We start from the raw sequence: 22,922 nt of genomic DNA, 5'->3' as shown, positions 1-22,922 counted from the left end.
AGGAGAACAGCCCATGAAGCGACCAAAATCAGGAATGATGCGCATGGAGCGAAACTGGGGTCTGCTATTCGCGCTTCCTGCCATCCTCGGATTAATGATATTTACAATTGGACCGATCGCGGCCTCGTTCGTATTCAGCTTAACCGATTGGACGATTGGCGGACAGATGACCTTTATCGGATTGGACAATTATCGAACCATTTTGACCGAGGATGCTACCTTTTCCCAATCCATGTTCGTGACCACATATTATGCACTGGGCAGCGTACCTCTAGGCTTGGCGGCAGCTTTTATCATTGCGCTGTTATTAAATCAAAAGGTGAAGGGTTTGTCGGTGTTCCGTACGATTTATTATTTACCTACCATTGTGCCGAGTATTGCCAACACGATGCTGTGGCTATGGATGTTCAACCCGGATTTTGGTCTGTTAAATTCGCTGCTGGAGGGCGTTGGACTGCCAGGGAGCAAATGGATTTATGACGAGAGCACTGCAATACCCTCGCTGATTATGATGAGCACCTGGGGGATCGGGAACACGGTCATTATCTTTTTGGCGGGACTTCAGTCGGTTCCCACCCATCTGTATGAAGCAGCTGAGGTAGACGGCGGCAATAGGTGGCATAAATTTTTTCACATTACCATTCCTTCGATGACACCGACCATCTTTTTCAATCTGGTCATGTCTTTAATCAGCACCTTTCAGGTATTCAATCAGGCGTATGTTATGACTAACGGGGGACCTAACAATTCAACCCTGTTCTATGTGTTCTACTTGTGGCGTACGGCCTTTACGGAGACTAAAATCGGCTACGCCTCAGCGCTGGCCTGGATCTTATTTTTCGTCATCATGGTGCTAACAGTTCTGATTTTCTCCACATCCAAAAAGTGGGTCCACTATGAAGGAGGGGAACGTTCATGAATCAGGTCACTTCTTCTGTCAATCCTTCAGAAACACCACAACATCCGTTGCCACAGCCTGAACGCTCCCGAAGTCCTGCTACCGCCATCCGTTCCAAACCATTCCCAATCAGCCGTGTTGTACTGTATGTCGTTTTAATTATAGGTAGTGTTTTAATGCTGTTGCCATTTGCATGGCTCATTCGTAGCTCCCTGATGGGGACATCCCAAATTTTCGTGTTCCCGCCGGAGTGGATACCCTCTCCTTTTCAATGGAGCAATTACCCCGAAGCGCTGACTTCAGTACCGTTCGGCAGGTATTTTATGAATACGTTCATGATTGAGGTATGTGTGCTGGCAGGAGTGATGTTGACCTCGATTGTATCGGCGTTTACCTTTGCCCGCCTGCGCTGGCCTGGACGTAATCTGATTTTTTCCCTGCTGATCGGGTCGATGATGCTGCCTTACGCGGTGACGCTAATTCCCACTTTCGTGATGTGGCGTGAGCTGGGCGGTCTGAATACATTTCTGCCACTGATTGTTCCTGCATGGTTCGGTGGAGGGGCGTTTAACATCTTTTTGATGCGACAATTCATGCTGACGATTCCACGCGATTTGGACGAAGCGGCTTATATGGACGGAGGTACGCCTCTGACTGTACTATGGCGCGTCATTATTCCTTTATCTTCGCCTGCATTGATCGTGATCGGAATATTTACATTTATTGATGTGTGGAATGATTTTTTGGGTCCGATTATTTACTTAAGTGACGAAAAGCATTTTACGCTAGCGCTGGGGCTAGCGACTTTTCGGGGATTGAACAATACCAACTGGCCTTACCTGATGGCGGCTTCCAGCACGATTTTGGCTCCCATCGTCCTGATATTTTTTATCGGACAACGCTATTTTATCGAAGGCATCACATTGACAGGGATTAAAGGCTAAAAGGAAGCTCAGACGCGCTGGTGTGCTGGAAAAAGAGACGAAGGAGTGGGCGCAGGACTTACGGGAAAGCGGCAGCGAGAAGAGCATAAATTGTGTTCAAAAGCAAGTGGAGAGTGTGTTCTAAGGTATATGCCCTGAAAAGAGATGTGGAATAAGGAGGCGTACGAGTGAAAGAGGAAGAGAGTCAAAAGACAAAACCGTTACAGGGTGTTCCTGGCAGACTGGCCCGGTTACGCTCGGAATTCCCGGCTCTAGGGATAGATGCACTGCTTATTACACATGGGCCTAATCGAAGATATATGACCGGGTTTACAGGCTCCGCTGGAATTGCGCTTGTTACGCAGGAAGAGGCTTTTTTAGTGACGGATTTCCGCTATATGATGCAGGCAACAGATCAGGCAGTGGAATATCCAGTTATTCGGCATGAGGCGCAAATCTTCCACACCGTGGCTGATCTCACAAGTAAATTGGGTGTCCACAGACTGGGTTTGGAGAGCCGACATGTCACACTTCAACAGTCGGGACAGCTTCAAGCCGCGCTGGGCTCGTTGGAGTACGTACAAACGGAGGATGTCATTGAACGGCTGCGCGATGTGAAGGACGAAGAAGAGATTCGCACCATTAGCGAAGCTGCGCGTATTACCGATGCTGCCTTCACGGAGGTGCTGAATTATATTCAGCCTGGGGTTACAGAGCGACGGATTGCAGCGGAACTGGAATATCAGCTTCGGCTCGCAGGCGCGGAATCAGGCGGTTTTGCGTTCATTGTCGCTTCAGGTGAGCGTTCGGCGCTGCCGCACGGACTGGCCAGTGACAAGGAAATTGGTCAGAACGAGTTCGTCACAATGGATTTTGGCGCAAATGTGCGTGGTTATCTATCCGATATCACGCGTACCGTATTCGTAGGCCAGCCCTCGGAACAACATGAGAAATTGTATGCCATTGTGCTGGAGGCAAATATGAAGACGATTGCAGGGCTTCGTCCCGGCTTAAGCGGTCGGGAGGGAGACAGTCTGGGGCGGGATGTGATTGCCTCTTACGGCTATGGGGAGCAGTTTGGTCACGGTCTGGGCCACGGCTTTGGTCTGGAAATTCACGAGCAGGTACGTCTGTCCCGCGAAAGTAAGTCGGTGCTCGTACCAGGTCATGTCCTTACTGTGGAACCGGGCATTTATATTCCAGGCTTCGGCGGGGTTCGGATTGAGGACGATGTGCTGATCACAGATGACGGTGTCAAGGTTCTGACCTCCTCACCCAAGGAGCTGCTTTTGTTATAAAACGCAGTGGCGCTATAGGTAACTATCCATAGTTTGTAAGTCATCCAAAAACGAGATGGAGGGATTGAATGAACACGTATAAAAGATGCACCAAAATATGGCTGACCGCGCTGGCGGCTTCTCTCATAGTGGCTTTGACACCAGCTATTCCTGGGCAACAGACGGCTTATGCCGAAGCGGAGTCGGATGTAAAAGTCATCGACATCTTTAGTCGGACGGTGAACGATTATGGTATAGATCTGGTTGATTGGCAAGGGTATCTAGCCAACCCGTATGTGAAGCTTAAAGTGAAGCCGCCAGCGGATGCTACTTTTCCGTTAACGGTTACGTTAAATGCGCAGGGCACGTCCCGGCTGATGATGGATCTGCCAAGTACGTTGTCGGCGCAAGGTGCAAGCAAAACGCTGACTTTTGCCAATGCACAGGAGGAAAAAGATTTCCGGCTAGCCATCCATCCTGACCGGATTGGAGGAAACGGTGAAATAGAGAACTATACGCTGTCTATGTCCGTTGCTGGAAATGATGGTCACACGACTACTCAGTCCATTCCGATTCGCGTGCTGGATCAGGACGATAATAAAGAGCCCACCGTTCCCCTCCATTTTGACTATAGATTCGATACGATCAGGCCTTATTTCAATGATGCAGCTACCAAAAAAGCCGCAGAGCTGGCGGTAAAGGACTGGTTCTATTTCTTTGATCTGGCTCCTTTCGATGAGGTTCCTGCCAACGCGGAGGTAAACCATCTGCCAGGAGACGACTGGCAAAATGAAATACAGGTGACAAATGATAAGCCCTACAAAGGCATGTGGGTGTTTATGAGAGGGCTGAACGGGCCTTATTCTACGGGCTTTCCAGCCACGAACGGCAATTATCATACACGTAACGGTGTGACCGTTCCGGGGAATCTGAACCGTTCCTATAGTCTGATTCTGGATTTCTATGATGATGCGATTCCATTCACATCCGTGGACGATGAAGAATGGTATCAATCCGATCTGTCCAAAGTGACGGATGTGCATGGGCTGATCATGCATGAATTCGGTCATGCGATTGTATTCAGCGACACATTCCCGGGTGTCAAAGCGCTGAAGGAAGCGGCGGGCAATGACCCGGATATTATGGCTTATCAGCACAGACCAGCCGCGCTGGACGACAGCTATCATCTCTCTGGAGAGCTTGCAGAAGTCGACAGATTGAGCGGTCAAAATGGAGGCTGGCGCCATCTGTTCCCGACCCGGCGTTGGATGAACACGAAGCTTTCACTGCTGGTAGCAGAAAAAGCGGGCTGGCCGCTGCGTAAGGATCTGACTCCTTTCCTCGCGCCGGAAATATTGACCAAGGAACTGCCAGCACCCGTCAAAGGCAAAGCGTACACGGCCAAGCTGGAGGCCAAAGGAGGCGTACCGTTTTACGATTGGACGGTGACAGGCGGTCAACTGCCCGCAGGCTTCACACTGGACCGCTTTACAGGAACGATTAGCGGAACAGCAGGCAGCGGAGCAGGCAACAAGACGTATACGTTCACCGTACAGCTGCGGGATTATGATGAGCTAAGCAAGCCTGTGACACAAAGCTTTACGATTAAGCTGTAAAAAATACCTCTCAAACAGATTAAAACGGTCGAAGGGAGGGAAGCGAATGAAACATGATGCCGCGGATCTGGTGATTGTAGGCGGTGGAATCATCGGTACAGCCATCGCTTATTATGCGGCTAAAACCGGGTTGAAGGTCGTGCTGGCTGAGCGAGGGGAGATTGCTGGAGGCACTTCGTCCCGTTGTGATGGAAATATATTGGCAATTGATAAAGAGCCCGGGTTTGACAGTCGAATGTCGTTGGTATCGCAGGAGCTGGTGGCAGAGCTGGCTAGGGAACTGGAGGATGAGTTCGAGTATCGTGCGCCTGGCAGTATTCTGGTCTGTGAAAACGATCAGGAGATGCAGGCGGCTGAGCAATGGGTGGCCCGTCAGCAGCAGGAAGGACTTCCGTTTCGCATGCTGGATCAGCAGGATTTGCGAGAGGAATGGCCGCATTTAGCCAAAGATTTGCCGGGCGGACTGGAGTGTGCGACAGATTCCACCGTAAATCCGGTGTTGATGACGTATGCGCTGGCCGGGGCCGCGCGTCTTATGGGAGCGAGGCTAATGCCCCGCACACCGATACAATCTGTCCTTAAGGACGAAGGGGGAAACGTCCGCGGGGTAGAGACGCCCAATGGCGTTATCCATGCAGGTGCAGTGGTATTGGCGGCAGGTGTGTGGACACGCAGCATCGGTCATTCACTCGGTTTGGACCTTCCGATCATGCCGCGCAAAGGACATATACTGGTGTCTGCCCGAATGCCTTCCATTGGGAACCGCAAGGTAATGGAGTTCGGCTATCTGATGAGCAAGTTTGGCGGTCAGCGGAGTGTGGATGAGCTTTATGAAAAATACGGTGTAGCGCTAGTGTTCGAGCCAACCGCATCCCAAAATATTCTGATCGGCAGCAGCCGTCAGTTTGTCGGTATGGACACAAGTGTCGATCAGCAAGTGATTCGCTTAATCGCCCGCAGAGCCATTCGTTTTTTTCCTGCTTTAGCCAATATACCGCTGATGCGGGCGTATACCGGCTTGCGTCCATGGACACCTGATCATTTGCCGATTGTATCAGCGGTGGACGAAGTACCAGGGCTGTATATCGCTTCTGGTCATGAGGGGGATGGCATTAGTCTTGCGGCGGTGACGGGTAAGCTGGTGACTGAAATGGTACGGGGTGAATCCACTTGTATTCCAGTGGAGCCGCTGCGATATGACCGATTTGGTGAGACTTTTTCCAGCTACGAGGTTCACGGGGAGGTAACCGGATGAGTGTACCGGGCAGAATTACTACCATTGATACCCATACCGGAGGCAATCCGACGCGGACGGTCATTCACGGCGCGCCTAAGCTGGTAGGTCATACGATGCTGGAAAAAATGACTTATATGGCAGCACATCATGATGATTTTCGCCGTCTGCTGATGTTCGAGCCGCGAGGGCATGAGGTGATGTCGGGCTGCATTTTAACAGAACCTTGTAATCCAGGTGCAGATATGGGTGTGGTCTTTATAGAGACTGGCGGCTATTTACCGATGTGCGGTCACGATACGATTGGAGTATGTACAGCGCTGATGGAAGGCGGGCTGATTGCTGCGGATAAAAAATCGATATTGCTGGACACTCCGGCAGGCCCGGTTCAAGTGCGGCTGGAGGTGGATGCGGGCAAGGTGCGACAAGTAACGTTCACAAACATCCCTTCTTTTGTGTACCGCCGTGAGGTGAAGGTCCAGGTAGAGGGTATCGGGCAAGTCACGCTGGATATTGCGTATGGAGGCAACTTTTACGGCATTGTAGAGGCGGCTTCCATCGGTCTTGCACTGGAGCAGAGCAATGGGGCAAAAATTGTACAAATAGCAGTGCAGATTCGGGAGGCAGTAAATGCTGTTGTTGAGGTAGTACATCCTGAAAATCCGGTTATTCAAGGATTGACGCATATTGAATTTTACGGGGAGCCTGTGGCTCCACAGGCCGATTGCCGCAATGTCGTCGTCATCCCACCGGGAGGGATTGATCGTTCCCCTTGTGGTACAGGAACCTCGGCCAAGGTAGCGGTGCTGCACGCCAAGGGAAAACTGGGCTTACATGAGCCGTTTGTACATGAAAGCATCACAGGCTCCATGTTCCGGGCTGAAATCGTGGGCGAGACGCAGATAGGTCCTTATCCGGCAGTCATTCCACAAATTACAGGCTCGGCTTGGGTGACGGGACATCATCAATTTGTGCTGGACCCCGAGGACCCGCTTAAAGAAGGTTTTTTGCTGATGTGAGCATTTTACATTATTCCCGAATGCTGAATTTGAAAATAAAGATGGGAAAGGGTGGGTGAGCATATGGCACGTTTTGAAGGTGTATATGTGGCCTTGGTTACACCGTTCACGGCAGAGCTGGAGGTAGACCATAAGCGTCTGACCGAGCTGTGCGAGCATCTGATTGCAAGCGGCATTAGCGGACTGGTTCCTACGGGGTCGCTGGGAGAATATGCGGCTTTGTCCCCGGAGGAACGGTCGCAGGTTGTGCATACCGTAATTGACGCTGCGGCAGGGCGTGTCCCGGTTGTTGTCGGCTCGGCGGCTCCGTCTACCAAACAGGCGGTGCATTGGATTCAGCATGCGAAGGATGCTGGGGCTGCGGGTGTCATGGCACTGCCGCCCATTAATTATAATCCACTGCCTCACGAGGTAACGGCCCACTATGAAGCATTATCGGAGGTGGGCTTGCCGATCATTGCGTATAACAACCCCCATGATTACAAGGTTGACTTGACTCCAGATATTCTTGCGGACTTGTCGCGAATTGAAAATATCGTAGCAGTCAAGGAATTTTCCGGTGATGTACGGCGTATTCACGCTATTTTGGCCCAGACAGAGCTGGAGGTTATGGTCGGAGTAGATAATCTGGCGATGGAGGGGGCGTTATTCGGCGCGACAGGTTGGATTTCGGGGGTGCCGAATGCGCTGCCGAAGGAAGGGGTAGAGCTGTTCCGGCTTGCGCAGGCGGGAAATATGGCGGAAGCGTCCGCGTTGTATCGCAGGCTGCTGCCGCTGTTCCACTATGATGCCAGCCCGCAATTGGTACAGTCCATCAAATATATGATGGAGCTGGCTGGATTTCCGGTCGGCCCGACACGTCCGCCCAGACTTGCGCTGCCGCAGGCGGATTATGACCGCATTCGCGAAGCATTTGAGGTGGCGGTTCGTCCAAGCGAAGTATCATCCTGAATGGAGGTGAAGACGATGGAGAGCCGAAATTGGATCGGCGGTGAGTGGCTGAGCCCTTCCGGCGAGGAAATGGTGGTTCACAATCCTTCGGTCTTGAAGGAGGAGGTGGGAGTCGTCCATTTTTCAGAGACGGGCGATATTACACAGGCCGGGGATGCGGCACGGCTGGCTCAGACGGGCTGGGCCGCGCTAAGTCCCGCAGCGAGGGGAGCTTATCTGTTCAAAGCAGCCGGGTTACTAGAGGCAGCATTACCTGAATTGGCTGAACTGGCTAGCCGTGAGATGGGCAAGCCGATTACCGAGATGCGCGGAGAGGTCATGCGAGGTGTCCATCTGCTCCGGTACTATGCGGCAGAGGGCGTACGTTCCATCGGTACAGTCATTCCTTCGAATGAGCCGGGAGTGCTCCAATACACGAAGCGCATTCCGCTGGGGGTAACGGCAGTCATTACGCCGTGGAATTTTCCGGTAGCTATTCCGCTATGGAAAATCGCCCCTGCACTTTTGTGCGGAAACACGGTCATCTGGAAGCCTGCCGAACATGCTTCATTAACTGCAGTACGGGTCGCCGAGCTATTCGAGGCGGTGCAGCTTCCGCCCGGCGTATTGAATCTCGTCGTTGGGCAAGGTAGCCACATCGGCGATGCCTTACTGGAGCATCCGGTACTGGATGCGGTAAGCTTCACGGGTTCTACTGCTACAGGTTTGGGCATTGCGGGACGGTGCGCACGCCGTAATATCAAGTACCAGACCGAGATGGGCGGTAAAAATGCCGCTGTGGTGCTGAAGGACGCGGATGTGGCGCAAGCAGTAGCGATGATTGTTAGCGGAGCTTTCCGTTCAGCCGGGCAAAAATGCACGGCCACCAGTCGGGTGATTGTGGAACAGTCTGTCTATGAGACGTTCACGGAAGCCTTACGCCAAGCGGTGGAAAAAATTCAGATCGCTCCGGCGCTTGACCCCAGTGCGTATCTTGGACCTGTGGCATCCGCAGGTCAGTATGAGAAGGTCATGTCCTATATATCACTCGCCCGCCGGGAAGCCGACATTTTGGCTGAAGGCGGAGCCACCGGCGGGACGGAGAACGGGTATTATGTGCGCCCACTGGTGGTGACTGGACTTGATTCGTCCCATCCATTGATTCAGGAGGAGATTTTTGGACCCATGCTGGGTGTGGTGCAGGCAGTCGACTTCGAGGATGCGATTCGATTGTGCAATGATTCTATTTATGGATTAAGCGCCTCTCTATTCACCCGCGATTTACGGCTGGCTCACCGGTTTCTGGATGAGGCGAACGCCGGTATGGTCCGGGTTAATCAGGAGACGGCTGGTGTTGAATATCAGGCTCCGTTCGGCGGTCTGAAGCAATCCAGCTCACATACTCGGGAGCAGGGCCAGGCGGCGCTGGACTTTTATTCAGCGATTAAAACCTGCGCGATTAGCTATGAGTAAACGGGTGACGGGACGAAGTGAGACGATTGGGAGTGCATCAGGTCATTTGCTCGTATGTCGCTGCGAAGAAGTGAGTATCGCACAGATGGAGCAGGCCTGCCGCATGGGCGCGGACACCGTGCGCCAGCTTAAAATGACTACGCGAGTGACGATGGGGGCATGTCAGGGTAGGGTATGCCGACAATTGGTGGAGTCATGGTTTTACAATCAGTATCCTGCCGCCCGCCGGGAGGCGGAGCTGTTATCCCAAAGGCCTCCCGTGCGTCCCATAACGTTCGGGCAGCTAGCAGAGGGAGGTTCTTTATGAGCCGCATGCGTATTGTAAATCATCCTATTTTGGGAGCAAAGCCGGAACGGCGGCAGGTATCTTTTATTTTTGACGGTCGTCCCATGCAGGGATTGGCTGGAGAGCCATTGGCAGCAGCGCTGCTGGCCAGCGGTGTCCGTTTGCTGAGAAGGCATGAGGAATCCGGTACGGCCAGAGGTGTATACTGCGCCATTGGGCATTGTAACGAATGCCGCCTGACGGTTCATCCGTTCGGTACTGTCCGTTCCTGCCTAACCAAGCTGGAGGAAGGTATGGTGGTTGAAACCGGACGGCAGCTTTCGAATGAAATCACAGGGAGAATTGTGACATGAATGAAATGGCGCATCTCATCGTCATTGGGGCGGGTCCCGCCGGATTGTCCGCAGCGGTATCGGCTGCTGAGCAAGGATTGCCAGTCACGGTACTGGATGAGTTTACAGAGCCGGGTGGACGTATGCCCGGGCAATATCATGAGGAAGGCAGTCAAGGCTGGTGGGTTGGAAAACACATTTCGGATGAGCTGATTACCCGTTGCAGGGAACTTAGGGTAGACATTCGCTGCGGCGTTTCCGTACATGGTATGGAATATACGACAACGTGGGAAATTTCCACTTCCTGTGGATTGTTCACTGCGGATTACGTATTGCTGGCGACTGGAGCTGCCGAAATTCCCGTTCCGCTGGATGGTTGGACATTGCCCGGCGTAATGTCCATCGGGGCTGCGCAGGTGATGACCAATGTTCATTACGTCAAGCCGGGAGAACGCGGCATCATAGTGGGCATGAACGTATTGTCGATGGCGATTGCCCGCGAGCTGTCCGTCGCCGGGGTGAAGGTGGCAGCGATTACACTGCCGTGCGCCAATCCGCTGGCTGGTGCGGCGGCAGATCCGACAGCCTCCGCGAAGCTGCTGCTTCAGTTGTCGGGGCTGGCCCCTGCCGCCTGGATGCGCGTCGGCGGCAAGCTGGCAGCTGCGATACGGATGGAGAAACTCATCGCGTGCTGCTATCCCCACAGAGGCTTCCGTCTGTGGGATATCCCGATCCGGTTGCGGACGGCGGTGCTGTCCGTCAACGGGCAGGACCGGGTCGAATCCGTGACCCTGGTCCACGTTAAACCGGACGGCTCGCCTATTCCCGGCAGCGAACGCGTCGAACCCGCCGACTTCGTGGCGCTGAGCGGCGGCTTGTATCCGCTCGCTGAGCTGGCGGCGGTAGCCGGGTGCAAATTCGTGTACAGCCCTGAGCTAGGCGGGCATGTTCCACTGCATGGTGAGCGAATGGAAACCTCGCTCAAAGGGTTGTACGTTGCCGGCAATATTACCGGCATCGAAAGCGGGCTGGTCGCGATGGCCCAAGGTCGGTTAGCCGCCGCTTCTATGCTCCATGCCGCTGGACTCGGCGGAACAGGCGGAGAACAGCGGGTGCAGGAGGCGATCCGTGAGGTCCATTTTGCACGGAAGCATGCGCTGATTCAGTTTCATCCCGGCATTACAGAGGCGAGAACGCAGCTGTACCAGCAGTGGGGGCAAACCTCTGGCAGTGGCGCGTAACGGCTCGTTGTGTCTGGTATGCGTTTTTTATCCCAAATTCGCCTTAAAGGAGGAACGGAAAGTGACTCTTAAAGCAAAAGCCCATATGAAAGCAAGGCCGTTCGCACTGAACGAGGTGGTATTGGCTGAAGGTCCCTTCAAACAAGCGATGGAGCTGAACCGATCTTATCTGTTGGAGCTTCAACCAGACCGCCTGCTGGCGCGTTTTCGGGAATATGCCGGACTTACGCCCAAAGCGCCTCAATATGAAGGCTGGGAAGCGATGACTATTTCCGGTCATACACTGGGACATTATTTGTCCGCTTGCTCCATGATGTATGCTTCAACAGGCGATGAGCGTTTTAAAGAAATCGCACATTACATTACGGATGAACTAGACGTTTGTCAGGCGGCGCATGGTGACGGATATGTATCCGGTATTCCAGGGGGAAAGGAACTTTTTGAAGAGGTGTCTGCTGGAAATATTCGCTCGAAGGGCTTTGACCTGAACGGTGCCTGGGCCCCCTTGTATACACTACACAAGTTATTCGCTGGCCTGCGGGATGCGTACCATTTGACAGGCTGTAATAAGGCATTAGATGTGGAGCGTAAGCTGGCGGACTGGCTCGAAGGAATTATGAAGCCGATGAGCGATGAGCAGATGCAGCAGATGATGTTTTGCGAATATGGAGGCATGAATGAGGTATTGGCCGATTTGTATGCGGATACCGGGGAAGAGCGCTACTTGTGGCTGGCTGAGTGCTTCTGGCACAAGCTGGTGCTGGACCCGCTTAGCTCGCAGGAAGACTGTTTGCAGGGCATTCACGCCAATACACAAATTCCGAAGCTGATCGGGCTTGCCAAGGAATATGAGCTCACGAATGACACGAAGCGCCGAGAGACGGTGGAGTTTTTTTGGGAGCGGGTGGTGGATCATCATTCGTATGTTATTGGCGGGAATAGCTTTGGAGAATATTTTGGAGCGCCAGATGGCTTGAATGATCGCATCGGGCCTCATACGACGGAGACGTGCAACACCTATAACATGCTTAAGCTGACCAATCATCTATTTCAATGGAATGTTTCCGCCAAGGAAGCGGACTTTTATGAGCGAGGTCTATTCAATCATATTTTGGCTTCGCAGGACCCGGTTCACGGGGGAGTAACGTATTTTCTGTCGCTGGCGATGGGCGGGCATAAGCATTTTGAAAGCCAATTTGATGATTTTACGTGCTGTGTCGGCACAGGGATGGAAAACCATGCGAGCTACGGCAGCGGCATTTATTTTCACGATTACGATAAGCTGTATGTCAATCAGTTCATTGCCTCCACGCTGGAATGGAAGGACAGAGGCGTTACGCTAAAACAAAATACTTCCTATCCAGAAACGGATCATACGACGCTGGAGATTCAATGCGATCAACCAGCTCCATTTACGCTATTCATCCGCTATCCATATTGGGCTGAACAAGGAATTACCATTCGTGTAAATGGCAAGGAACAATCGGTTGCATCGGAACCGGGCAGCTTTGTCTCTATCGCCAGAACATGGATTGATGGTGATGTTGTAGAGGTGACGATTCCGATGTCGCTGAGGCTGGAGCAGATGCCGGATAATCCGGGTCGGGCGGCTGTCATGTATGGACCGCTGGTGCTGGCAGGCGACTTGGGACCCTTGGAAGATCCTAAAGCCAAGGATTTCCTGTACACACCCGTATTCATTCCCAAAACGGAAAAGCTGGATGCCTGGATACAGCCCGTGGAGGGCAAGACGAATACGTTTCGTACCTTGAATGCAGGGCATCCCCGGGATGTGGAATTGTCTCCTCTGTATAAAATGCATGACCGTACGTATTCCGTATACTGGGACATTTTTACGAAGGAAGCTTGGCAGGAGGCGGAACAGGAATACACAGCGGCACGCGAAAAGCTGGCGATTCTGGAGCAGTGCACGATTGATTTTGCCCAACCCGGAGAAATGCAGCCGGAGCGGGATCATAACTTCCAGGGAGATGCTTCGACTCGCACCGGATATGTGAATAACCGACCTTACCGGAATGCGGGAATTGATGGCTGGTTTTCTTTTGATTTAAATACAGATCCATCTGCTCCGATGCTGTTGGTCATTACCTACACAGCTACGCTGGAAATGCCTAACTGCGGTTTTGATATTTTGATTAACGGTCATCCGCTTGAGCATTTTAGTGAAGGTTTTGATGAGGCCGATAAGTTTTACAACGTTAATGCCGCTATTCCGGCTGCATATCTGGAGGGGAAGGATCAAGCGACGGTGACCTTCAAGGCCAAGCCGGGACAGCGTATTCGCAGATTGTTTGGGCTGAGGATGGTCAACAAGGACGTGTATGAGCAACTCTATCAAGCTGGAAGTTCAGGTATACATGAATGATCTTTGAAATGTTTCGTGAGAGAAAAGTAACGTTTGATTTTTAGTCCGGTATGATTTATGATGTAAGAAATATTGGATGATGCTGGAATAATCCATATGGTGGTATGAACTGATATATTCATAGTTTTTTTGCGCGTGAAGCACACGGGCTGTTTCTTCCTTGATAGGGGAGAGGCAGCCTTTTTTTGTTGAGATTGCGGAAATATAAAACTTTTTAAAGAGTCAGTTCTATGATTTAGGGGGGAGGGGGTGCTCAATAGAGTCTATTTGTTTGGAATGCTTTGTATTAGAAGCTTTTCTTATAGATTTTGTAATAGGGAAACCCTATAATATATAAGTTGTATCCAGTATTTTCCGAAAGTGGGGATGCGATAAGTTTATGAGATTAGAGATGATATACATAGTTTAAAGTTTAAGCTGACAAAGGGGATAGAGAGATGAGTATGAAAAAATGGATGTTGAGTTTGACCGCAGTCACGTTGCTATGGGGGGCGACAAGTACGATTCCAACGACGGAGGCAGCAGGCAACACCAAACCCATTGAAGTTTTGTTAAACGCGAAAAAAATACAATTTCCAGATGCTAAACCTTTTCAGGATAGTAACGATTATGTGATGGTTCCCATTCGTTTTGTATCCGAAGCGCTAGGGGCTAAGGTAGGCTGGGAGAAAACAGGCGGTCAATTGGCTGTGTCGATTAAAAATGATGCACATGCCGTTAACATGACAGTGGGTCAAAATACCGCTACCGTGGATGGACAGACCAAAACGTATGAAACGAAGATTATTTTGAAGCAAAACCGTACTTTTGTACCGCTGCGGTTGGTAAGTGAGGGTCTGGGGCAAACGGTAGAGTGGGATAAGGTCAGCCGCTGGGTCTGGATTGGGAAGAAGGAAATTGCTGCGCTGGAGGATACGGGGCATAAGGCGGTGAGTATTGAACCGTATAAGAAGGCGATTAACACTATACCGAACCTCATTGATGATGTTGCAGGTAAGCCATACGACAAAGTAGTGATCTTCAAGCAATCTGACTTGCCTATTGAGCTACTGAACAATATTTATACTGTTGAACCTTACACGGCTTCTAGCGGCGTACCATATCTCCAAATAAGGGTAAAAACGAAGTCTACAGCAGGCAGCATTTTTTTCATTACCAAATACAATGATACCCGTTTTCGCGCTCCTTTTAGAGCAATGACAAAAGACAATGGGGATGGTACAAAGATGATCTATTACCCAATTTATTCGTCTGGAGACGAACTCTTTCAAGGCATAAAAAATTACAAATCTTTTAAACTCCAAGACATTGAATATATTGCATTCGGATTAGCGTCAAGGGAGTATATTCCAATGATGGTCAACCCATGGAAGGGTAATTAAGCGCATGAAGAAGGCACAACGCATTCTGGCCGTATTGCTGGTGGGGGTACTGCTACTATTGCAGCTCCTACCTTTTTCTTTTCTCACAAATAAGGCAGTAGCCGATACGGAAATTACACCGTTGTCTTACTTCGCAGACAAGAATGACCGTTACTTTGTCGGTATGATGTACTTCGACATGTGGAAGAATACCGCGGGTAAATGGGTTACAGACGGCGGTAAGGAACCTTATAAGAATATGCAGGGTGAAGCCACATTCACTTACAAATTTAGTTTTCCGGGTCGTAAAATCAAGGCAGTTACAGCAAGCCTGTATACGAAAAATGACAATGAGAATCACCCGGAATACTTTAGAGAATCCCGTTCTGATAACTACGAACAATATGCCTACTCGATGAGTAAAGGCACAGATTATGATAAGGATGTTCGTCCTTTCCAGAAACAGGGGCTTGGTACGGATACCACAATTATTCCGATTACAGTAAACATAAGGTTGAATCCAGAAGTACGAGCTGAAAACATCAAAGAAGAGAGCTGCCCGAACTGTGCCAAAGAGGTAGAAGCCTGGCGTATCTACCAACCGATCCTGTTCAAGATTGAGCTGGAGAGTGGTCTAATCGTCAAGCATTTTACCACTGATGGGAAATCACTTAACAACGTATTTTCGCCAATAGAAGATGAACTGAAAGCTGATCAACCGTATGATTTTACCCCGCCAACCAACCCGAAATATGAGTATGTGGGTTATAAGAAAAGCACGACAGGTAAACCGCCAAGCGGAGATATATTGCCAGGAATTGTACCTGGGTTTACCTATGACGGTTCTTTTGAGCAGTTTACCGCTTATTTGTATTACAAAGAAACTCAGGGCTGTCCGAAGCCTGGAGAAAGCCAAGAGGGAGCACCCTCAGATTGCCAAGATAATGAACAGCCAACAAAAGGTGTTGTCTGCTCCCGCCCCGTTCCAGGTCTGCGCTTGGAAACTACCGAACTGGACCCGACAGTATCTGCCGTTATCAAAGCAGATCAGCGTGGTAGCGAACGATTTGACGTATCCAAAGGTATTCCTACATCTGAAAGCCTATACGGTCATGTGCAAGCGAAGAGATACCTTTTTCAACATAAGTTTGTGAACATGACAGGCCAGTGTACATATACGGTGAACGTAAAACGAGAATATCGATTGACCTGGCGGCCTAAGAAAAAATCTCGGCGGAATGAGACGGTGAAGCGAACCTACACTTACCAAATCGTTCGTCCGTATTCATATTGGGCGATAGACAATTTGGAGGTGTATGGCATCAAGGAGGCTACGCTCCGAAATTATGCGTTACCTAATGAAACAATCACCCTGCGTCCGCAATCCTATACAGCCCCTTCCTATGTTGCAGCGACTCAGGGCAATTTTTATCCGCCCCCTGCACCCGGGACAGTGGATGGCGGCAGTCGTAGCAAAAACGGTGGCAGCAGCAAGCCAAGTGTGCCTGATGACCGCAGTGCACTGAAATCCAAGGCAGAGGGGGCGGTAAAGGAAATCGAAGTGGAGAACGATACTCTGACCTTTGAAAATAAAATCATTATGAATCCGGAGCGCGTCAAGGTGAATGGACCTAAGCCAGGCGTTATACCCTCTTCCAGAGCGATTGGGCCGGATGTGCTGTACAGTCCGAATCATGTGATTGATAAGCATAAGATAAATAAGTCCAATACGCCCAGCAGCGGTGACATCACTTACGCTATTCTCAAGGGAAATATCAATGGAGGTGCGGATAAAACGTTCCCGATACAGGGAATTAATACGGTGACTGTCCACACTCCCGTAGTGAATCTGTCTAGTGTGTCGGACGATGCTGCTCATAATCAGAAAACCCAACCTACGAAGGGACGATCCGCGCTTATTTTGGAGCGCCCTTTCCGGGTGACGATCTCGACAGCAGGTCCGCATTTGAACATTCCTGGCTATGGTGATCGGGAGTATGCCAAATATGTACGAACCAAGCAGGTGCGATTTCCGTTCGATGTCTACAACAAAGGAAAGACACAGTTTTATCCACGAGGTACCTGGATCGACATTCCGGTGCTGCAGCTCGACACAGACTTTTATTTGCCCGTATGGGTGGATGAAGGCAACTATACAGTAGAGTTCCGTACCATTGCCGAAAATGCACCGGACGGATTCACCGAACAGCGCCATGCCAACATGGATATAGCCCATCATGTTGCCAATGATGTGGTGAATATTGAGGTCATCGGACGGATGTACGATTTTCATATCACGGATATTGCCGATTACCATTGGGAGCGGGTATTTCGGCAGCGAAAAGGAAGTCCAACGCATAGCGGTCTGTCCTATTGGACGGGGCTTGGCAATATTGACGGGTTGCCTAGAGGGAACCCGGAGCCATTCACCTTGCCCGTTCGCCCCGGTAGTCACCCATATGAAGGTTATGCAAATGTGGCGGTCAAGACAGGCTATCATTTCAAGTTTGACCTCAAAACCAAAGGGAATATGTTTAGCGCCAAGGACGGTATTCGCATCACGCCATCGTTCTATTGGGTGAGCAAAGATGGGCGACAGCGGGAAGAGGTGGATCTGTATACACATTCCGGCAGTCGAAAATTTATCCGTTTGGGATCGGCGGAGGACCGGGAAAAGCGATATGTTATTTTGAATGAACGGCTACGCAATGTGCCGATGGAGGAAATGCAGGACACGGCAGCCTACCAATACAAGCATGAGCTGAGTGAAGCACAGCAAAGCCAGTTGACACTGGAACGCTATGTTTCTCTGTATGCCCACCGTATTGCACGCAGCAAGACCTGGATTGGACGTTACGACTGGCTGGTACTGCCTGCGGCTGTGCGTACCTTGATTGGTCCGAAGACAGAGCTGCCGAATGGGGTCAACGTGGATCGCGCTAATGCGTCGATTCAGCGCTGGTATGGTGAATATAGCCTGCCTGCTGATGTTTACGCAGTCACCAAAGGCACGGATTTGCGCGAGGTCAGTCGCCGTCAGGAGCTAAACGAGCATACAGATATATTCAAGAAAACGGGCTTTATCGTCGTTCGCTTTAATGTGGAGTCACTGCGTCAGGGGGACGCTGAGCATCCGCATTTACAGTATATAAATGGGCCGCTACTGAACCAGTGGCAACTGGAGGGTTACCGCCGAGAGATAAAAGACCCGTACGGGCATACCTTTCATTTACAGGACGGGGATGTAGTATTCTATCATGCGGATCAGTCGAGCAGGGACGATTTCAGTTCATTTGTCCCTCACTAGCTTGTAGTAACCAGGACGAATCCTAATCCATAGCAAGCGCGAAAATACGAAAACGGACAATGGTAACAATCCACTGTCCGTTTTTTTATATTTCCTTTTGTGTTTTTGCAGTCCTCTGCCTTCATGGGGAGTTTGGCGGTGTTCAGCCCTTAACATGCCGTTTTCATACAGGCTTGGTGAGGGCTGTTTTATTTGGAATGAGTAAACAACACGGATTTGTGTAGAGAAATCCTCGGATATTTAAACGCGTTTGGGGGAACGGCAAAACTATAATAGTAAGGAAATTTAATTTATGTAAGCGCAATCATTTCAGGTATTAGCTTGTCATCACAATACAATTGAGGAGGACGACCTGAATGGCTCGAGGGAAAGGCGCATGGCGAAAGGGAAGCTTGACCGCCGCGTTGGCAGCGATGCTGGCGATGACGGGGACGACTGGAGGAGTGGCTGCGGAAGACTTATCCGAACCCACACTGCAGGCGGAATCAGCAATTGCAGTAGAACAGAACCGTAGCGGCAGCATTCAGCTGGAAAAGCTGGATCGCGGATTGGTAGCTGCGGTGACGCAGGAGGGGATATTTTTAAGCTGGCGGTTATTGGCTCAAGAAGTGAACGGTTACGGTCCAACAGGGCTGACAGGAGCAGACTTTAACGTATACCGTGACGGTAAGAAGATCGCGACGGTGAGCGACAGCACCAACTATGTGGATAAGGAAGGAACCGGAAATGCGGTGTACAGAGTAGCTTCAGTCGTAAAAGGCAAAGAAAAGGATCGTAGCGCCAAAGTGAAGCCATGGCAACAGGGTTACTATGAACTTCCTCTCCAAAAGCCTGCCGATGGCGTAACACCCGCAGGTGAATCCTATACTTATTCGGCCAACGATATGAGTGTGGGGGATGTGGATGGAGACGGGCAATATGAATTTTTTGTAAAATGGGACCCGTCGAACTCCAAGGATGTATCTCAGAAGGGGTATACCGGAAATACGTATGTCGATGCGTATACGGCCGAAGGCAAGCTGTTGTATCGGATCGACTTGGGCGTGAATATTCGATCAGGTGCACATTATACCCAGATGATGGTGTACGATTTTGACGGCGATGGTAAAGCCGAGCTGATGTTCAAAACGGCTCCAGGGACCAAAACGATTTCTTTTGATAAGAAGGGCAAGCCGAAAAAAGAAAAGTATATTACTCTGCCACGTGAGGATCGCAAAGCAGGGATTACACATGAGGACGATTACCGTTTGAGTCGCTCGGATTATTATGAGCATGTGGTGAACATGTTCATGAACTGGACGAAGCATGAAGAAGTGGTCAAGGGACAATGGCCTGCTACGCTGGAGGAATGCTTTGGCATCGCTCCGAAGTACAGTTATCCGTTATCCCGAAAGGATGCGGAAAGCCTGACAGACTACTTTATGGATGTATATGCACCATCACGGAGCGACAAAAACAAGCTGAGAGAGTTCGAGGGCTTTATTGTCGATGGACCGGAGTACTTGACGATTTTCAAGGGGAAAACGGGAGCTGAGCTGGATACCATCCGCTATGAGCCGGAGCGTCATGACGATGGACTCATGTGGGGCGACTACGCTATGGCCCGAATTGAACCCGCCAACCGCGTGGACCGCTTCCTAGCAGGGGTGGCTTACCTGGACGGGCGCAAGCCGTACGCTGTATTTGCACGGGGCTATTATACGCGTTCCACCTTGGCTACCTACACATGGGATGGTCGCCATCTCCAAAAACATTGGATGGTAGACAGTGGCTGGGCACCAATGACCAATCCATTTAACGATAGTCCGCATGGGCGTGATGGAACGGACCCGAAATTTGGCACCTTGACCACACAGGGAGCGCATTCTTTGAGCATGGTGGATGTGGATGGTGACGGCAAGGACGAAATCGTATACGGTTCTGCCACGATTGACCATGATGGCAACCTGTTGTACAGCTCATTTGATGTCATGCCTCCTGAAAGCGCAACTCCGGGCCAAACCGCCAGATTGGGACACGGTGACGCGCTGCATGTAACCGATATTGACCCGGATCGCCCCGGCAAAGAAATCTTTATGGTACATGAAGGTGGCACTTACGCTCCATATGGCTATTCTTTGCGGGATGCCAAAACAGGTGAAATCATTTACGGCGCATATTCCGGCAAGGATACAGGTCGGGGAATGGTCGGTGACATAGACCCGGATCAGCGAGGTCTGGAGACCTGGGCCATAGGCCTGTGGACCGCAGCGGGTAAACAGCTGGATACAAAGATGCCGGGTACCAATATAAGTATCAAATGGGCAGCTGATATGACCACACAAATCGTAAACGGCGCAATTGATGTAACCCCAACCATTGAGGATTGGAAACGAGGTACATTGTTGACCGCCACTGGAACCAAAACGAACAACTATACGAAAGGAACGCCATCGCTGGTAGCCGACATTTTCGGAGATTGGCGCGAGGAAATGCTCGTCCGTACAGCGGATAGCTCAGCAATCCGTATCTATCTGAGCACAGAACCTACGACGCATAAATTGTACACGTTGATGCATGATCCGCAGTATCGCACGGATGTGGCGCGTCAAAATACCGGGTATAACCAGCCGGCCTACACGAGCTTTTATTTTGCATCCGATATGGATTGGGCGAATGTGCCGATTCCCAAGCTCTACACGCCAAAAGCCTTGATGGAGGAAGAGAGCAGTGACGCAGCGGATGAAGTAGAGGCAGCAGAGGTGGATGAGGCAAAGGCAGCAGAGGTAGATGAAAAAGAAGTCGATGGAACGAAAGTCGATGGGACGGAAATAGATGTGAAGGAATGATAAGCGGAGACCATTTCCCAAAATATATAATGAAATTTCTTGTCTCAAAAGGAGAGCCGTATTTACGGACTCTCTTTTTTTACGTCTTGATGTTATTGAGAATATGAAATGTAACCGCGCACATGTAAAGGGTATGATATATTACTTGACGCAAAATTTGACACATATGTGAAATGAGGATAAATATCAGGGATTTCATGGAGAAGCGAATTGACTGTATTTGTCTCTGTCTCTAAGATGTAATTATATTCCAGACAAAAACAGAGAATTGTGTAAGGGAATATAACGTAGAGAGGAGGGAATGAATGGACTCTTTAGCTGATCTCTCGGAAACCCCCTTAGCCTTGGAAACCCTTAGACGACATCCCTGTTATAACGAAGAGGCACATCGCTATTTTGCGCGCATTCATCTTCCAGTAGCCCCGGCGTGCAATATTCAGTGCCATTATTGCAACCGCAAATTCGATTGCGTCAATGAAAGCCGTCCCGGCGTTGTTAGTGAACTGCTCACGCCGGAGCAGGCGGCGAACAAGACCTATGGCGTAGCGGCACAGCTGATGCAGCTGTCCGTTGTCGGCATTGCGGGACCTGGAGATCCGCTGGCCAATGCGGAGGCAACCTTCGATACCTTCCGCCGGGTCCGTGAGACAGTTAAGGATGTCATATTCTGTCTCAGCACGAATGGCCTTACCTTGATCAGGCATATCGACAGGATTGTAGAGTTGGGTATTTCGCATGTCACGATCACGATCAATGCTGTAGATCCAGTGGTGGGGAGCCGCATTTATGGATGGGTCTACGATGAAGGAAAACGCTATGCAGGAGAGGAGGCCGCGCGGCTGTTGATTGATCGCCAGCTGGCAGGCTTGAAGATGCTGGCTTCGAGAGGCGTATTGTGCAAGGTAAACTCGGTTCTGATTCCAGAAGTCAATGATGCCCATCTGCCAGAGGTAGCCAGGGTGGTCAAGGAGCACGGCGCGGTACTGCACAACATTATGCCGCTCATCATCGCACCCGGCAGTCAGTATGAGCAGGAAGGAATGCGGGCCCCCCGTCCCCGTCTGGTCCGGCAGCTGCAGGAGCAATGTGCTGAGGCGGGAGCTGTCATTATGCGCCATTGCCGTCAGTGCAGGGCGGATGCGATTGGACTGCTGGGCGAGGATCGCAATCAGGATTTTACATGGGAGAACATTGCGGCTGCTCCTCCCATGGATGAAGAGGCAAGGGCACAATTTCAGAAAGAACTGGATGAGAAGGTGAGAGTGAGAATGGAACGCAAGGAGGGACAATCGCACCACAAACAACCGTCAACCGGGGGTGGATGTAGCTGCCCGTTATCGGAGGATAAGCCTGAAGCAAGCTTTACCTCAAAGCCAGTCCTAATCGCTGTGGCCAGTCGTGGCGGAGGGAAGGTGAATCAGCATTTCGGTCGTGCCAAGGAATTCATGATCTATGAAAGCGACGGGACTATCGTAAATTTCATAGGCATTCGTAAGGTGCAATCTTACTGCCATGGGAAAGCCGATTGCAATGGAGACAAGGTCGAGACGATGAAGGAGATCCTTTCCATGGTGCATGACTGTGCATTGCTGCTGTCGTCCGGCATAGGCGAAGCCCCCAAAGACGCATTGCAGGAAGCTGGCGTGCTGCCTATTGTATGCGGCGGGGATATTGAGGAATCCGTTCTGGAATATGTAAAATTTCTGCGTTATATGTATCCTGTGCAAAGCAATAAGGGAAGTAAGCGCAATAAGGGAGTTAAGGGCAATCATTCGGATTTACCCATTGAACATTTTGGAGGCTGAGAAAAT

At 50.7% G+C, this 22,922-nt stretch carries 16 protein-coding genes; all 16 read left to right on the top strand.

What is annotated here, in order from left to right:
* Positions 1 to 13 precede the first annotated feature (13 nt).
* The 16 genes from ACL9RM_RS13360 (at position 14) to nifB (ending at position 22,916) form a co-directional block, all read left to right on the top strand.
* Positions 14 to 919: a carbohydrate ABC transporter permease gene (locus ACL9RM_RS13360; protein ID WP_250267564.1), complete on the top strand. Its 906-nt coding sequence runs from the start codon at positions 14 to 16 to the stop codon at positions 917 to 919.
* Positions 916 to 1,842, top strand: coding sequence for a carbohydrate ABC transporter permease (locus ACL9RM_RS13355; protein ID WP_414126370.1), 927 nt, complete (start codon positions 916 to 918; stop codon positions 1,840 to 1,842). The genes ACL9RM_RS13360 and ACL9RM_RS13355 overlap by 4 nt, the downstream gene beginning before the upstream one ends.
* Before the next feature lie 167 nt (positions 1,843 to 2,009).
* Positions 2,010 to 3,119, top strand: a complete 1,110-nt coding sequence (locus ACL9RM_RS13350) for a M24 family metallopeptidase (protein ID WP_414126369.1) — start codon at positions 2,010 to 2,012, stop codon at positions 3,117 to 3,119.
* Positions 3,120 to 3,187: 68 nt separating this feature from the next.
* Complete coding sequence (locus ACL9RM_RS13345) at positions 3,188 to 4,714, top strand: Ig domain-containing protein (protein ID WP_414126368.1); 1,527 nt, start codon at positions 3,188 to 3,190, stop codon at positions 4,712 to 4,714.
* A gap of 46 nt (positions 4,715 to 4,760) precedes the next feature.
* The gene (locus tag ACL9RM_RS13340; protein WP_414126367.1) at positions 4,761 to 5,969 is read left to right on the top strand and encodes an NAD(P)/FAD-dependent oxidoreductase; all 1,209 of its coding nucleotides are present in this window, start codon (positions 4,761 to 4,763) and stop codon (positions 5,967 to 5,969) included.
* On the top strand, positions 5,966 to 6,967 hold the full coding sequence (locus ACL9RM_RS13335) for a proline racemase family protein (RefSeq protein ID WP_414126366.1): 1,002 nt from the start codon (positions 5,966 to 5,968) through the stop codon (positions 6,965 to 6,967). Before ACL9RM_RS13340 ends, ACL9RM_RS13335 begins: the two co-directional genes overlap by 4 nt.
* 63 nt (positions 6,968 to 7,030) lie before the next feature.
* Positions 7,031 to 7,918, top strand: a complete 888-nt coding sequence (locus ACL9RM_RS13330) for a dihydrodipicolinate synthase family protein (protein WP_235307458.1) — start codon at positions 7,031 to 7,033, stop codon at positions 7,916 to 7,918.
* Between the two features lie 15 nt (positions 7,919 to 7,933).
* Positions 7,934 to 9,370 carry an aldehyde dehydrogenase family protein gene (locus tag ACL9RM_RS13325; protein ID WP_414126365.1) on the top strand — a complete coding sequence of 479 codons (1,437 nt, stop codon included), beginning with the start codon at positions 7,934 to 7,936 and terminating at the stop codon, positions 9,368 to 9,370.
* Complete coding sequence (locus ACL9RM_RS13320; protein WP_422759371.1) at positions 9,363 to 9,677, top strand: (2Fe-2S)-binding protein; 315 nt, start codon at positions 9,363 to 9,365, stop codon at positions 9,675 to 9,677. The genes ACL9RM_RS13325 and ACL9RM_RS13320 overlap by 8 nt, the downstream gene beginning before the upstream one ends.
* Positions 9,674 to 10,009: a (2Fe-2S)-binding protein gene (locus ACL9RM_RS13315; protein ID WP_414126363.1), complete on the top strand. Its 336-nt coding sequence runs from the start codon at positions 9,674 to 9,676 to the stop codon at positions 10,007 to 10,009. The genes ACL9RM_RS13320 and ACL9RM_RS13315 overlap by 4 nt, the downstream gene beginning before the upstream one ends.
* Positions 10,006 to 11,229 (top strand): NAD(P)/FAD-dependent oxidoreductase, encoded by a 1,224-nt coding sequence (locus ACL9RM_RS13310; RefSeq protein ID WP_414126362.1) that lies wholly within the window; start codon positions 10,006 to 10,008, stop codon positions 11,227 to 11,229. The genes ACL9RM_RS13315 and ACL9RM_RS13310 overlap by 4 nt, the downstream gene beginning before the upstream one ends.
* Positions 11,230 to 11,314: 85 nt before the next feature.
* The gene (locus ACL9RM_RS13305; RefSeq protein ID WP_414126382.1) at positions 11,315 to 13,615 is read left to right on the top strand and encodes a glycoside hydrolase family 127 protein; all 2,301 of its coding nucleotides are present in this window, start codon (positions 11,315 to 11,317) and stop codon (positions 13,613 to 13,615) included.
* A gap of 437 nt (positions 13,616 to 14,052) precedes the next feature.
* Complete coding sequence (locus tag ACL9RM_RS13300; protein ID WP_414126361.1) at positions 14,053 to 14,997, top strand: stalk domain-containing protein; 945 nt, start codon at positions 14,053 to 14,055, stop codon at positions 14,995 to 14,997.
* Between the two features lie 4 nt (positions 14,998 to 15,001).
* Entirely contained in the window at positions 15,002 to 18,283 is a 3,282-nt protein-coding gene (locus ACL9RM_RS13295; RefSeq protein WP_414126360.1) for a DUF5704 domain-containing protein, read from the top strand.
* A gap of 356 nt (positions 18,284 to 18,639) precedes the next feature.
* The gene (locus tag ACL9RM_RS13290; protein WP_414126359.1) at positions 18,640 to 21,111 is read left to right on the top strand and encodes a rhamnogalacturonan lyase; all 2,472 of its coding nucleotides are present in this window, start codon (positions 18,640 to 18,642) and stop codon (positions 21,109 to 21,111) included.
* Positions 21,112 to 21,416: 305 nt separating this feature from the next.
* A complete protein-coding gene (nifB, locus tag ACL9RM_RS13285) occupies positions 21,417 to 22,916 on the top strand; it encodes a nitrogenase cofactor biosynthesis protein NifB (protein WP_414126358.1) in 1,500 nt (499 codons plus the stop codon).
* The last annotated feature ends 6 nt before the right edge of the window (positions 22,917 to 22,922 follow it).

Source organism: Paenibacillus sp. S29, from assembly GCF_049319765.1.
GTDB lineage: Bacteria > Bacillota > Bacilli > Paenibacillales > Paenibacillaceae > Paenibacillus > Paenibacillus polymyxa_B.
The sequence above is the reverse complement of the archived record's forward strand: the minus strand, read 5'-3'. Positions and strand labels throughout refer to the sequence as shown.